At 41.9% G+C, this 14,221-nt stretch carries 12 protein-coding genes; 5 read left to right on the top strand and 7 right to left on the bottom strand.

The features are described 5' to 3' along the window. The first annotated feature begins 265 nt into the window (after window positions 1-265). The 5 genes from IGI49_RS16415 (at window position 266) to IGI49_RS16395 (ending at window position 3,034) form a co-directional block, all read left to right on the top strand. Entirely contained in the window at window positions 266-1,036 is a 771-nt protein-coding gene (locus IGI49_RS16415; RefSeq protein ID WP_429962545.1) for a hypothetical protein, read from the top strand. 395 nt (window positions 1,037-1,431) lie between these two features. Further along, the gene (locus IGI49_RS16410) at window positions 1,432-1,647 is read left to right on the top strand and encodes a hypothetical protein (RefSeq protein ID WP_429962544.1); all 216 of its coding nucleotides are present in this window, start codon (window positions 1,432-1,434) and stop codon (window positions 1,645-1,647) included. A 2-nt stretch (window positions 1,648-1,649) separates the two neighbouring features. Beyond that, window positions 1,650-1,892, top strand: a complete 243-nt coding sequence (locus IGI49_RS16405) for a DUF2922 domain-containing protein (RefSeq protein ID WP_429962543.1) — start codon at window positions 1,650-1,652, stop codon at window positions 1,890-1,892. Between the two features lie 124 nt (window positions 1,893-2,016). Then, window positions 2,017-2,406: a hypothetical protein gene (locus IGI49_RS16400; RefSeq protein WP_429962542.1), complete on the top strand. Its 390-nt coding sequence runs from the start codon at window positions 2,017-2,019 to the stop codon at window positions 2,404-2,406. A gap of 58 nt (window positions 2,407-2,464) precedes the next feature. Next, window positions 2,465-3,034: a DUF2922 family protein gene (locus IGI49_RS16395; RefSeq protein ID WP_429962541.1), complete on the top strand. Its 570-nt coding sequence runs from the start codon at window positions 2,465-2,467 to the stop codon at window positions 3,032-3,034. 468 nt (window positions 3,035-3,502) lie between these two features. Here the strand turns inward: IGI49_RS16395 and IGI49_RS16390 are convergent, their stop codons facing one another. The 7 genes from IGI49_RS16390 to IGI49_RS16360 all read right to left on the bottom strand — a co-directional run bounded on the left by IGI49_RS16390 (window position 3,503) and on the right by IGI49_RS16360 (window position 14,209). Then, complete coding sequence (locus IGI49_RS16390) at window positions 3,503-6,703, bottom strand: hypothetical protein (protein WP_429962540.1); 3,201 nt, start codon at window positions 6,701-6,703, stop codon at window positions 3,503-3,505. 207 nt (window positions 6,704-6,910) lie between these two features. After that, entirely contained in the window at window positions 6,911-10,072 is a 3,162-nt protein-coding gene (locus tag IGI49_RS16385; RefSeq protein WP_429962539.1) for a hypothetical protein, read from the bottom strand. 344 nt (window positions 10,073-10,416) lie between these two features. Then, window positions 10,417-11,223 (bottom strand): NlpC/P60 family protein, encoded by an 807-nt coding sequence (locus IGI49_RS16380; protein WP_429962538.1) that lies wholly within the window; start codon window positions 11,221-11,223, stop codon window positions 10,417-10,419. A 138-nt stretch (window positions 11,224-11,361) separates the two neighbouring features. Continuing rightward, window positions 11,362-12,126 carry a winged helix-turn-helix domain-containing protein gene (locus tag IGI49_RS16375; RefSeq protein WP_429962537.1) on the bottom strand — a complete coding sequence of 255 codons (765 nt, stop codon included), beginning with the start codon at window positions 12,124-12,126 and terminating at the stop codon, window positions 11,362-11,364. Window positions 12,127-12,143: 17 nt separating this feature from the next. Continuing rightward, on the bottom strand, window positions 12,144-12,887 hold the full coding sequence (locus IGI49_RS16370; RefSeq protein WP_429962536.1) for a recombinase family protein: 744 nt from the start codon (window positions 12,885-12,887) through the stop codon (window positions 12,144-12,146). Continuing rightward, on the bottom strand, window positions 12,884-13,075 hold the full coding sequence (locus tag IGI49_RS16365) for a hypothetical protein (RefSeq protein WP_207700615.1): 192 nt from the start codon (window positions 13,073-13,075) through the stop codon (window positions 12,884-12,886). The genes IGI49_RS16370 and IGI49_RS16365 overlap by 4 nt, the downstream gene beginning before the upstream one ends. A 489-nt stretch (window positions 13,076-13,564) precedes the next feature. After that, entirely contained in the window at window positions 13,565-14,209 is a 645-nt protein-coding gene (locus IGI49_RS16360; RefSeq protein WP_429962535.1) for a hypothetical protein, read from the bottom strand. Window positions 14,210-14,221: the final 12 nt, after the last annotated feature.

Below are 14,221 nucleotides of genomic sequence, written 5' to 3'. Positions count from 1 at the left end.
TAATAACTATTCCCATATAGCTATTAGTAAATTTGTCAGTAATTTTTGAGGTCAGTGAACAACTTGTTTGGCTGATCGCTCGCTTTGAAGGAGCCACTCTTCCTTCCGAATCTTCTCGTGCGCACGAGTAACGACACGCTTCAAAGCGACCAGCGATTCTGGCAACCACTTTTTGTTTTGAAACACAACCATTCAAGTAAACTCTCTGAAATTGAAACGATTCACTAAACGAATAAAAATTTAGAAAGAAATAGGAGTAAAGACTATGCAAAAAAAGACTTCCCCTGAGGAACTTGTTGGGGCCAACCCATTATTAGATTGTGAGAAGAATTCCGATGCTTGGCAAGGGCTGTTACGTCAAACGGAACCTTATGTACCACAAGAAAACCAAACCCTCTCTTTAGTATTGCCTATTCCAGAACGAAATGAGAGCGTGGTCTTTTACCAAGGGAAAAGTTATTACTACCCGAAACAAACCTTTACTACGCTTAAGACCTATGAAAGAGCCCATAATTTTCTAGACTATCCTGCATTGACTCGGGTATTGAGACGCTTGAACTGTTTTGGTCACTATCGGATGCCTATGGTCAGCTTCACTTCCGTCTTGTTTCCTTTGGGAAAACCAAATCATACGGTTTGGATCAACCCTTTTGAGATTGTGGAATTGAAAGAAGAGGGACCTTTTACATGGATCCATTTATGTAATGGACCGACTATCAAGGTCTGTTTAACAAGTCAAACCATTCGAAATTATGCCGAAATTGCCTTATTGATTTTGGCCACTGTTGAACGGGACCATTTCTCCACTGGGTTGATCGGTCCGATCTCGCCTTTGTCTGTCTTAGGCGTGCCAGACACACCTTTTGCACGCTCGCTCAGTCAACGACCGCGGCTGCAAAAATTCCCACTGCCGCTTCGGCTGCTCAAGGAGGCGTTCGAAAAAGAACTCGCCCTGCAAACGATTTTACGGTTTGGCTATCAGAGCGGTTTGGATCGCTGGAACCATAAAGCCTTCTTCGAATTATTCGATCAGTAGCACCTATTAAACTAAACAGAAAAGTTGTTTCCGTTATTTTAATTCCCATTAGGGAGACGGAAGCAACTTTTTTCTTGCTTACTTTTTGTCTTCCATCAATACAAGCACGTTAGTATCAGGGATTATACCGCTTTTCCTCGCATTGTCTATGTTGTTTCTTTGGAAACAAAAAGTTTTTCTGACCTCACGATTAGCCCTCTTTTGCGCCACTCAGAAAAATTGAATCGCTATTAAATCAAGCTTCTTCAAAAAAACTAGAGAGCCAATCATGCAGTCCGAACGCTAATCGTGCAGTTTTCAAATTTTTGTTATTCAAGTATGGTTTAGTCACCGGCCGGAAAACACAACAAGCACTACCAAATAAACCAAAAACAGAAAACGGAGGAATTTGAAAAATGATTCAGAAATTGGGCACAAAATTACAGTTACAAATCGAACAAGCAGGGGAAGACAAACAGAAGAAAGTGAACTTTTCAAATGTGATTGATAATCCACCCGAAGAAGATGTGGTGAAATTAGGAGAGATCATGGCAGAGCTATCCCAGCAAGGCAGCTCATTGGATAGTGTGATCATGACTGTCCAATCAAGAATTACAAAGGAGGTTGAATAAGTATGAATCGAGTCGTTAAATTAGTTTCTATTTTTAGAAATGGGGCAGGAAAATCGCAGACATGGAGCTTGAGTAATCCAGATACGTCGAAAACACCCTCACAGATCAAAGGTCTATTAGGGGAACTGGCTCAATTAAATTTGTTTCAGAAGGATGGCATTCGTTTATTTGAAACGGTTGTTAGCGCAAAATATGTCGAAACAATTGAAACAACGATCTTTGAAGAAGAACCTGTGGCACGATAATTACCAATTGAGAAGCATCGGCAGACGTGCCGGGCTTCTCTTACTTAATCAAGCAAACTGAATTTCCTAGGTATTCGGTTTAACTACTTATTATTCATCATCAAACAAAAAGGAGAAATTTATTATGGCAGAGCAACCCTTTACGCACCAGCAACTATTTAACCTTAAACTCGAAACCATCGAGCAAAGACTCATGGAATACTATCAGGAAACCCAGAATGGCACCATGACCATCAAACTATTGATTGCTTTACGTGTACGCTATCAGCTTGGTGCAAAGGAGTTCGCTCTGGTATTGCAAGACTTAGTTCGGTACTTATTTATGAATACTAAAGCAACGAAAACCATGAAGCAGTTCTTCTGGTATTTCGTGGATTATTTTGAAACTAGTGAGTTGCGGATACTGAATTTAAAACTGAATCCTGTTCGCAAGTTTATTGAAAAAACCAAGTCTCTTATAAAGTCACAAATTGCTAAGCTATTTCATACAGAAGCTGACACTGAAGCCACCTGAAAATGATATTTACTGTACGTCTCACCTACGCGAATAAATAAATGAAAGGAGGCACAAAATGATCAGACTAGTTTCCACCTTCCTAAATAGTGAAGGCAAGAAGCATAATTTTACTTTTAAAGATCCGGATACTACAAAGAGTCCGGAAGAAATCAAAGAATCATTGGAATTGTTAAGCAGCTTAAATCTGTTTGAAAAAGATGGCGTTGGCCTATTCCAAGAAGTAGTGAAGGCCAAATACGTAGAAATTATCGAAAGACCAATTTTTGAAGGGGATGAATTATCTGGGGTGTCTGTTCCAGAAGAAAAACCGGAGCAGCTGACAGCACTTCGTTGTACTTGGCAGGAAGCACCAAAAGTTCCTGAAGTATCCTTAGCTTCACCCATCAGAAGTGAGGTGCACGATGCACTTCGTTCAGCTAGTGAGAAAGGTACAGCGATTGAAGATACTACAACTATTTGTCCTTCTATTGAAGGAACAACAACTTTAGAGGAAGAAAAGACTTTCTCTCCACCTGCTGGCAGTCCTTACGATGTCGTTAAGGAATTGGTACGACGCCGAAAGCGAAGGAAAGCCAAAGAAAAAGAGCGTCAGCAGCGAAAAGATCCGCCTGACGCCCCTTCTTGATACTAATCTGATCATTTACCAGCGTAGGTAGATAACCTTCGTCTGGATCATGCTCCTGTACTGAAGGGAGGTGATGGATGTGCAACCTTTTGTACAGTATATTCTAGCTCCGATTATTGTCGGTGTGGTTCTCGCAATCGTGAACCACTTGCTGGATGATCATGATTCATGACGAAGCAATAAAGTTTGACGCTTGCGAATTGGGCCCATTCGCAGGTTGTCGCTTTGCTCTTTCTATAAATAATTTGTTCTTTGAAAATAGAATAATAGCTGCAGAACTAAGAAAGGACACCCGTTTTTCAGTGTCCGATTATTTATATCCTATACTTAACTCACTAAGAATCCGACTAAGAACGTGAACAGATAAAAGAGGAAAAGATTTGCTCCTTTAATGCTGCTGCAAAAAACCGAAAGCATCTATATATAGAATATAGACACTTCCGGTTCTTTACTTAGTTTGAATCGTTGTTACGATGGTAGAATGGTATGAACTTTGTCGAATTTATTTCGTTCATAATCCCAACTATAAAGTTCTGGGGTCTTGCTATCTCTTTTAGTGGAACGTACATAGATGGTCAGCCACTGTTCCTGATCGGTATAAAAGCTGTCGCGACTGACTGCTGGTATACCTGGTGTTATTGTTTTATTTGCTTGATGGCTTGCACCATTTGGATCCTGCTGCTGAGTCGTTAAATGGTAGCCTTCATATTGGTAATAAGCTGGTACCGTCAGTTCAAGTAAGGATGCATCCTGTCCGTCTTCTTGATGTACCGTTGAAAAAACTACATCAGTAAAGCTCGGATTATCCTCCTGTTTGCCGGATGAAAGGATTCGATTGTTTTGATAATCGGTATCCAAGGTTGGATTATTATTATTGAATCGCTGATTCTTAATTGTCAAATAGCCTTCCTTAGGTACTGGAATCTCCGCATTCGCATCCAAGATCACTTGCCGAGCATGCAGTTTGGCTCCGCGAGAAGTATAGATCATCTTTCCTTCTTGGTGCTGAGGTTCTACGATATAATCCATGTCTCTTTCAGCATCTGTCATATCTCGCAGCTCCACGAATTTGTACAAATCGATGTTTTTCGGTTCAGCAGTAATGGCTTTTCCTAAGCGTAATTGTTGATCGTAAACCAAATCACCATATGAGATACGCGCCCCTCGTTCTTCATAGGCCTGGAAGGTGATTTTTTGTGGCATTTCTGCGGTCCAGCCTACATCGGTTTCTTCGATGCCTTCTTTTTGGTTGCCGTATTCAGAGAATTCGACGTAATATCCGTGATTGCTCGCCCAAAATCCTAGATCACCTGGTAAGTCATTCCAATATTTACTGTTATTTTGAGCAAATTGCAGTGTAAACTCTACTCCACCAGAATTATTTGGCTCCTTAGAATTAAACGCACTGTATGCTCCAGCAGGTGTTTTCCCACCACTATAGGTTATTCCATTGTAGAATACTTGCCCTGCTTCTGGCCCGTCCGCCCAATACCAATCTTTTAAGGTGAGATTATAATCGGAGACATTCTGAGGTACAGTGGATTCATCATTGATTTTGCGGCTTCCTGTCTTGACAACTCCTCGTGTGCCGCCTAACCATCCAGGTTCTTTGGAAATATTATTAAAAACAAAGTCGTGCTCGGCTAGAGAAGTGATCGTTGTCAGATAACCTGTCAGTTGCTTATACCTTAGCTGTTTGGCACTATTATAAGCTTGGAACCAGTTCTTGCCTGGCAAGGACATCTCTGGCATAAACACATAATAATGATTGACTCCGTTTGGGTCCACCCACGAGGTATAAATTTTCTCATGGAGAATAATGTTTATCCGTCCTGGATCATTGACATTATTCTTGATGGTAAAGCGCAGCGATTCCAAAAATGATTGAATCGTTGCCGGATCATTATTGGCTTCCATCGCAAAACTGAAGGAATAGTAGCTATCGGTTTCACTGTTTTCAAAGGAGTACCAGCCACCAGGCAGCTGCAGCGAGTTAAAATTCTTGATCTCGGAATTTTTAGGAATCTGGACCTCGATTGATTTCATCCGATTCCCAATGGTTGCAGCATCCATCGTTAGATCTACGATTTTTGCTTCGTCTCCCGTTCGTTCTAATCCAAAGTCCATCAATTTAGTCAGCTCTATTACTCGTTGACTTTCAATCTCACCGATATTATTGGCGCGATCGACAGCAACTACATGGAGGTATTTGCCGGTAACATTGTCTGCTGAAACATTTTTATTGCCCGAAGTGTCATAGTCAGTCGCATTACTATCTGGTGCTACGTATAAGTCATACTTACTAGGGTCAATTCGACCAAACTCATCCTTTAATCCGTTGACTCGATCCGTTAAGGTACTGTTCGGTGAATCAGACAGCTCGAAGAAGTAGCCGGCAACGTTACTGGTCACCGTTTCTTTTACTATATCTGACTTCAAGACACCACGGTCCTTCGTGTCCGCATCAACATAGAATTGATAGTCCTTCCCCTTGTCGGCAGCCTTTACCTGAACACTTAAATCCTTTCCGTTGCTGCTTTTAGCTGTAATCTTAGGTTTAGCTGGTCCTTGATCATCGATCACTGAATAGGCCGTGGCGTTGCTTTCTACGGAAACTTGAGCTAAATTATACAGGACATTCGCAATAATTTTGCGTTCATCCTGTGTCGATTGGCCCCCACTGTGTCCGGTTTGAATCATCGCCGCATTGTCGTTGGTTTTCAAATACCACCCCCCGCGCCAAATCCCCGCATCATAGGGTTGGTTGGGGTACCCACCGGAAGGTTCAATAAATTCGGACCACGTAGTTCCAATATTTTTGTTACTTAGTTCAATATTGTGCGCATATGGAATCGTCAAAACAAGCCCATTTGCCATTTCGAAGGGATACTTCATTAAGTAACCATCGTTAATCACCTTTACCTTTTGTGAGCCAGTCCAATACTTAGAATCAACGATTCCGTCTGATCTTTCCATAGCGCTTTCGTGACCGACACCTAAATAATCCTTTTTATCATGGAAGTAGGTCCAAAAGTTTCTCGCTTTTGTTCTATAAACGGTATCGTGACCGAACAATACACCTCGGCCAGAGCTGAGAAATCGGGTAGTAGCCTCGGCAGCGGCCACAGAAATATCTTTGCCGTTGTTACTGTCCCAGCTACCGAACATGATTACATCGTATTGGTATTCTCCAGCGCTATTTTTCAAATAGGAGTCTGCAGCACCATTAAACGTTGTAATCCCTACAGGTGTCACCTGAATCAAATTGCTGCCGTCGGTACCTTTCAGATTCAGTCCGTCCATCCATCCTTTTAACGTATTTGATGCAGCATTATCAGGATAAACATTCAATACCTTAATACTTTTTCCGTACGTTGTTGAGCGGATATCCCAGTCTGACCCATTCTCTGATTGATAAAGCTTATAACCAGATTGTGACAGATTAGCAATTTTATCCCACTTCATGTCGACATAGCTTCTTTTGGCTGAATTATCCCAGCTGTTATTCGCCGTTAAACGAAAATCCCCAGTCGAAACCACCGATGAGGCTTGAATCGTTTGGATGGGCTCTTTTCCAAAATAGAAAAGCAGCCCTATTCCTGCTAGGATTGTGCCTATCAATAACCCTAAAACACCTTTTGGAATTCTTTGTTTGCTCCTTCTAAACATCTCATTCACCCTTTTTTTCTCAGTCCTCATTCACTTAAGCCTCTCTGAGGAAAGCCGGACACTGCTGCATCCTGTTTCTCCGGCTTTCTTCAGGCTTGACTATATAAAAAGTTCGCATCTCCAATGAAAGCAAAGAACATTCACTATTTCCCACTCGCTTTTCGCTGTAAACACGGGCTTTTTTTAATAAGGTCTACGTATTTTTTACTACTGGTTGATCTTATTGAATTTGTTGACTTCATAATCCCAGCTGTATAATTCTGGGCTGCTGTCTGCCCCTTTACTGGGTCGCAAATAAAGGGTGAGCCACAATTCCTGATCGGTGGATAAGCTCGCTTGACTCATTGCTGGTATTCCAGGAGTCAGGCTAGAATTTCCTTGGTGACTGGCACCATTAGGGTCTTGCTCCTGAGTGGTTACATGGTATCCCTCATAGTGATAATAAGCTGGCACAGTTATATCCAATACAGTTTCATCTCTCTCATCCTTTTGATGCTTTGTTGAGAAGATGACATCAGTAAACGATGGATTGTCTGCTTGTCTACCAGAGGAAATAATCCGATTGTTCTGATAGCTGGCATCCAACTCTGGATTATTATTGTTGTACTTTCGATTTTTCAGCGTCAAATACCCTTCTTTAGGTACCGGTATTTCTGAGTGATCCTCTAAAATAACCTGTCGTACGTGCAGCTTCGCCCCACGGAAGGTGTAAATCAGCTTCCCTTCTTGGTAGGAAGCAAGCACCTGATAGGTCAGCGATCTTGGTGTATTACTTGTATCCTGAACTTCAAGGAATTCATAAAGGTCGATCGTTTTGGGTTGAACGGTAATCGTTTGTTCAATCCTTAGCTGCTGATCGTATAAAAGATCACCGTAGGGAATTGCTGCTCCTTGTTCTTCGTAGGCTTTAAGCGATATTTTCTGCGGGATCGCGGCGCTCCAGGCAACGTCGGTTTCCTCCACCCCTTCTTTTTGATCGCCATATTCAGAGAATTCGACATAGTAGCCATGATTCCAAATAGAGCGATAGCTTAGCGTTCCGGGTAGGTCATTCCAATTTTTGCTGCCACGTTTGGCAAATTGAAGAATGTATTCCTTTTGGCTTCCCTCGATCCATGTATTATTCGGTTCACTAGGCGTACCCCATAGACTGTAAGCCCCGGCTGGAGTGTACCCGCCATTTCTAGTTTTACCAACGTAGAAAACTTCTCCGGCCTCCGGTCCGTTCGCCCAATACCAGTTGTCCTGTTCAATGTCATAATCACTTGCATTTTGAGGGATGATAGCTTCATCGTTAATTTTAGTGCCATTTTTTAACACGCCTCGTGTACCACCTAACAATCCGGGCTCTTTGGCAATATTGTTGAAAATAAAATCATGCTCCTCGGCTGAGGTGATCGTTGCCAGGTAACCAGTTAGTCCTCGATACCTCAAGGTTTTGGCACTGTTGTAAGCTTCAAACCAATTCTTCCCAGGTGCTGTCATCTCTGGCATAAAAACATAATAGTGGGTCACACCATTGCCATCTACCCAGGAGGTGTAGATCTTTTCATGTAAAAAGATCGTGATATTACCGGGATCGTTTACTGGATCCTTTATGGTAAAACGCAGGTCCGTTAAGAACTTTTCAATTACCGCGACACTATTGTTGCTGCCCATCGCAAAGCTAAAGGAATAATAGTCCGTGGTCTCACTGTTTTTGAAGGAATACCAGCCACTTGGCAGCTGTAGTGCAGCATAATCCTTAATCTCGGTATTTTTAGGAATTTGAATCTCAATGGATTTCATCCGGTTGCCAATATTGGCAGCGTTCAAGGACAGCTCCACAATTTTGGCTTCATCTGCTGTACGTTCTATTTCAAATCCCAATAATTTAGGCGTATCCTTAACCTTTTGACTAGCAATTTCACCAATATTGTTGGCCCGATCAACCGCAACCACATGTAAGTATTTGCCGACTGCATGTTCAGCGGAAATCGTTTTATTACCAGCCGTATTGTAGTCAACTGTCTTAGTGTCTGGTGCTACGTATAGGTCATACTTGGCCGGATCAATCCGACCGAATTCGTCCTTTAGACCTTCAACTCTGGCTGTTAAGGTACTGGTGGGGGAATCAGAAAATTCAAAGAAATACCCGGCGACATTACTGGCAACTGTTTCTTTCACCACATCTGATTTCAATACTCCTTGATCCTTCGTGTCCGCCTCGACATAAAATTGATAGTCTTTGCCTTTATCGGCTGCCTCTATCTGAAACGTCAAATCCTTTCCGTCGTAAACATTTACGTGTGTTTTCGGCTTCTCAGGACCTTGATCATCGGTAACGGAATAATCTGTCGCATTGCTTTCAGAAGACACCTGAGCCAGATTATAAAGGACATTCGCGATAATTTTTCGTTCATCTTGGGTCGATTGGCCTCCACTGTGACCGGTTTGAATCATGGCGACGCTATCGTTGGTTTTTAAGTACCAGCCGCCGCGCCAATCTCCTTCGTCATAAATTGGATTTGGGAAATTTCCTGACGGTTCAATGAACTCCGCCCAAGTGGTTCCTATGTTCTTATTAGCAAATTCAATGTTATGAGAATAAGGAATGTTCAAAACTAGTTCATTAGCTAATTCAAAGGGATACTTCATCAAATAACCATCATTAATGATTTTTACTTTTTGTGAACCAGTCCAATACTTGCTGTTTACTAACCCCGCATTTCCATCGGTGAATTCTGTTTTGCTTTCGTGACCGATACCTAAATAATCCTTCTGGTCATGAAAGTATTTCCACCAATTCTGTTTTGCATTGACATACGGCGCTTTGTAAACCGTGTCGTGACCAAATAATACGCCTCGGCCGGAGTCAAGGAATTTAACCGTTGCCTGAGCCGCTGCTTCAGAAATGTCTTTCTCATTGTTACTGTCCCAGCTACCAAACATAATAACGTCCTGTTGGTAATCAGCTGATCCCCCTTTTAAATAAGTATCGGGATTGGTATTAAAATCGGATATGGACACCGCGGTTACTTGAATGAGATTACTTCCGTCCTCTGCCTTCAAATTTAATCCGTCCATCCAGCCCTTCAAGGTATTAGAGCCAGCAATATCCGGGTAAACATTCAATACCTTGATACTTTTCCCGTAAGTCATCGATCGAGTGCTCCAGCTGGAACCGTCCTCTGATTGATAAAGCTTATACCCCGACTGGGTCAGGTTGTTGATTTTGTCCCATTTCAAATCAACATAGCTTCTCTTGGCTGTGTTGTCCCAGCTATTCTCCGCAGTTAAACGAAAGTCCCCATTAGAAACCACAGATGAGGCCTGAACTTTATTCAGTGGAGCTGGTTTGGCGTATAAAAACAGGCCTATTATTATCACTATAGCTCCTGCCAGTAGAGCAAGAATACACTGCTGCATTCTTCTTTTTTTTGATACATTCTGGTGTTTAAACATCCTGTCTTATTACCTCTTTCCTCGTTACCTCTTTTCTCATTATTTAGCACTCCGTCAACTCTTGAGTCTTTACTTAATGAGGGATGTGCAGGGTTCGGATGCCCATTCTTCTATTCAGCTGCTTCGATCCAATCTTCTCATCTTTTGTTGTTAGCCAGATGTTCTTAGCGTCGCAGCTGTGGATTTTATCAAACTAATTTCGTTCATGATCTTCCGTTACAAGGTCCTAGTGTTTTGTTTCCATTTTGACTAGTCTCATGTAGTCCATCTTACTGAACTATTCGTCCAGCACTTTCAAAGGGATAGTAGCTGACGCGAGTTATTTTCACTGCATCTCCAGGCTGTGATGCGTGTATGAAATAATCGTTACCGATATACAATCCTACATGATGGGCTGGTCTGCCCCAAAAAACTAAATCTCCTGATTGGACTTCAGTCAAAGGGACTTCTTTGGCAGCTATCTGCTGAGATTGACTTGTGCGAGGTAAACCAATGCCATTTTGTGCAAACACCCATTGAATAAAGCCGCTGCAGTCAAATCCGTTGGGCGTGGTGCCTCCCCAGACATAGGGAACACCTAGATATTGTTTGGCTGATAGAATAATGGCTTGCGTTTTTTCGCTGCCTTCTTCCTCTGTATCTAGTATCTGACCTAAAACAACTTGTTCCCATAGGATTTCCTGCTCATTCTGTATGGCTAATTCTTGTTGCCGTTCCTCTTCTTGAATCCTACTTAACAGAAATTCATTTTCTTTTAGCTCTTGCTCTATCTGTTCTTTACTGGAGCTTTGCTTGTCAATGATTGCTTCCAATAACTTTTGTGCCGCTTGATGCTCCTGCTGCTTTTTCTCCAGGTCTGTTTGTTGTTGGGTAATCCTTTCGACTAGTTCGGTGTATTCTTTGGCACGGACATCATCGGTTTTACACACGGTTTCGATTTCTTTTACTGAAGTCAAGGTTTTGAACCAGCCATCCAGCTGAAAAAAATTCGCGTTCTGCTTGGCGTCCTTTAACTGAATGACCCGTTCTTGAATTTCTTTTTCTAACTGAGTCAATTTTTCCATCGTATCAGTCACTTTCTTCTCTTATCAGGTACTCTCTTGATTTACATTCTGGATGCTCTCGTTCCCCCGTTGTACTACTTTTTTTAATGATTGACGCCTTTTTATTGGCAAAAGCGCCCAATCAAAGAAATGATTGAGCGTCTTTTTTGTTTAGTTTGTTGCCGAATATTGGACTTCCTCTTCTTCCTGTTGGCTGCTTTGCATCCAATACTCATAGAACTCATTACTTAATTTGTACCCTCTGCCCCAGAGCGTAGTAATGGATTCACCGGAAATCCCGTGCTGTTCAAATTTGCGTTTTAATTTATTAATCAAACAAGACAGCTGGCTCATATTGGATGAAGTTTCACCATCACACCATAGCTGTTCGCATAATTCCTTGCGAGAAAGTACACCGCTGCGAGGATACGCTTGAATGAGATTTTCGAAAACTTTTTTCTCCGTTTTTGATAGGCTTCTGATCAATGTTTCCAACCCTTTATTGCCAAAGGCACTGTCAGAAACTGGGAAGGTCAAGATTTGTCGGCCAGTTGTGATTTCTTTTTGCAGCTGTTTTTGCAGGCCATTCATCTTTTCACGAACAGTCGTAAAGGTTGCTTCGCTTAATATCCAATCCGCCAAGCCGTAATTTTTCCATTCTACTTGTTCTTCCTCTGTCGGCTGACTCTCAGTTATCCGTAAAGTCAGTAAAGGCTGGCCTTTTGTTTGGCGAAGCAGCTGTTCGACTTCCTCATCACATAGGGTTTCGCTAAAAATCACCCATTGGAAGTAAGAAAGAAACGGAAGAGCGGTTGATTGCTGTAGGCGATATAATAAGTCAGTCGAGCAGAAGGTTTCAAAATTCAACTGCTGTAGTTTTCTGACCATATTTTCTTCTGATAAGGTATTTTTTGTTAGAATTAGTACGTGTTGCATGGTGATTCCTCTTCTCTTTAGGTTTTTGATATTTTCTTCTCTTTGACAGGCTGCTTTACTTCATCATCGTCGGTATCTACTAACACATTCCACAAAATAACTAATGTGACAACAACACAAATGGCCACTTGTATCCATAACTGGTCAAAATAGGACTCAGCCAATTTGATACTGAAAATAGCCAGCAAGAAACAAATGACCAAAATGATTGCAAGCTGAATTTGTTTTAATTCTTGCTGGATTCGATACACTGTCTCCAAAGGGATTCGCTTTTGTTTGGCTACTTGGCGAACCGATTGCTTCTCGACTAGCAGCCAAATCGTTTCTCGATACAACTTGCGCGCTTCTGGTTCTTTACTAAATAGCGAATAGGCATCTTTACTACGATTTCGTTCCTTGCCAGCCTTGACCAAAAAGGGATGCAGCAATCGATCGTTGCGCAGCGACCACAGAAAGATTTGCCGCCATTCTTCAATCGAGAGCTGCGGGAGATTGAGTGCATCTATGGTTAACTCGCGCTTCTCCAATTGCTCCAAGCAACCTAGTAATTGACGGTAGTCCCTAGAGATTACTCCCCAGGAGGCAATTACCACGTGGTCACCGGGTTGAGCAAAATTGAGTAACGCTTGAAACTCACTAGTGGGAGAGTTCAGCTCTTCAATTTCCTGGTGCCCATCGGAAAAGAGTTCGTCAACTGGATAGTCTTCCAGCATATCCAGTTGTTGGGTAATTTGATATCCCCGTGCATATCCCAGATTCATCGCGGCCTTCCTCTTTCTATCGTTTTTTTCGATGGGGCTTTTCTTGCTTCCGGTCGTCTTGATTGTATCGAGCGAGCCAAGTGGGCTACCTTTGCCTGCAATTCACGCTGATCCTTTATCAGTGACACCAGCAAGTATCCTTGAAACAGCAGAGCAAGTCCTAATACCAGTAATAAAATATAAACCACTGATTTTCGCCCCTTTCCTTTTATGGTGTCTTCATTTAAGTAAAATTATTTGCTTTCTATTCCCAACTAGCGGGCTGAATCATTTATTTTCCGGCCTTGGTCGCAGATACAGCATCAGTCAGATCATTCATTTTATTTAGGGGCTCATGGTTGCATCTCCCTATCCAATTAATACGATCAATGATAAGTATTCATTCAAAGGCTATATCTGTGTCTGTTCGTTCCAATTTATCCTTCGAAGATTCTTCTTTTGAAGTCCTCACTTCCTTAATAGGATTTGATAACTGTTTAATGGATAAAAAAATACGCCACTTAAAAAGAGACCCACAGGGAACAGAAAATGATCCATTGTGTTTTTTGTACTTTTTCTTATGTACGTCCCTTTACTCGTTTTTGAAAAGCTGATCAAATCAGTATTTTACTTAGTAAAACACTCATCTCATAAGCATTGACATTTTTTAGAAGGGACACAGAGACGCGTCTGTATCCCTAGGTATCTAGTTTCGTTTTCAAAATGTCGTCAATCGTTTTTAACGGTCCTTCGGTCGGTGTATTGCCTTGCCACCAGGATTGTCGATAGGAATTCTCCGTACAATTGATGGTTTCTGCCTTCAAAGTTAAGGAAAACTCGGCATCATTGTATTGGTCGCTAAGATTATCGGACAGTTTGATTGAATCAAATAAAGCGGTCGTCGGTTTTTTTGGTTCAACTGCTTCTTTTACATAGTAATAGTAGCCGTCTCCGCCATCCTTCCAATCCGTTGTATTCAGCTGCTCCAATGTCAAATCAGTGCCAATCGCTAGTGGTAAAATCTGTTTACTTCCTGGATCACCAATCACATCTGCTCGAACCTCTGGTAAGACCATGACCCGAACAAATTGTTTGATCGTCCCTGTATTTTTGATGCTTACCTTCATTTCCACGCTTTGACTCTTAGAAATTTCCTTGATGTTCCCATCGAAGACTTGGTCAAGCTTGGTCTCGACCTGTCCAATCTGAAAATCGTTCTCTTTTCTATCTGATGCAATCATTGCTGCATACACCAAGTAACTGCCGCTAACCAAAAGGAGAACAAGTCCCACCGAAACAATGAGATAAATCAGCCGACGAGGCGTTGATTGCTGTGGTTTCATCTTTTCTCCTCC

Source organism: Enterococcus sp. AZ071, assembly GCF_050499065.1.
GTDB lineage: Bacteria > Bacillota > Bacilli > Lactobacillales > Enterococcaceae > Enterococcus_A > Enterococcus_A ferrettii.
Note: the sequence above shows the minus strand (reverse complement) of the source record. Positions and strands in the feature narration are given on the sequence as shown.

Bases quoted from the DNA above. Each gene is read 5' to 3' on its own strand.
- IGI49_RS16415 (WP_429962545.1), top strand. From the start codon at position 266: ATGCAAAAAAAGACTTCCCCTGAGGAACTTGTTGGGGCCAACCCATTA.
- IGI49_RS16410 (WP_429962544.1), top strand. From the start codon at position 1,432: ATGATTCAGAAATTGGGCACAAAATTACAGTTACAAATCGAACAAGCA.
- IGI49_RS16405 (WP_429962543.1), top strand. From the start codon at position 1,650: ATGAATCGAGTCGTTAAATTAGTTTCTATTTTTAGAAATGGGGCAGGA.
- IGI49_RS16400 (WP_429962542.1), top strand. From the start codon at position 2,017: ATGGCAGAGCAACCCTTTACGCACCAGCAACTATTTAACCTTAAACTC.
- IGI49_RS16395 (WP_429962541.1), top strand. From the start codon at position 2,465: ATGATCAGACTAGTTTCCACCTTCCTAAATAGTGAAGGCAAGAAGCAT.
- IGI49_RS16390 (WP_429962540.1), bottom strand. From the start codon at position 6,703: ATGTTTAGAAGGAGCAAACAAAGAATTCCAAAAGGTGTTTTAGGGTTA.
- IGI49_RS16375 (WP_429962537.1), bottom strand. From the start codon at position 12,126: ATGCAACACGTACTAATTCTAACAAAAAATACCTTATCAGAAGAAAAT.
- IGI49_RS16370 (WP_429962536.1), bottom strand. From the start codon at position 12,887: ATGAATCTGGGATATGCACGGGGATATCAAATTACCCAACAACTGGAT.
- IGI49_RS16360 (WP_429962535.1), bottom strand. From the start codon at position 14,209: ATGAAACCACAGCAATCAACGCCTCGTCGGCTGATTTATCTCATTGTT.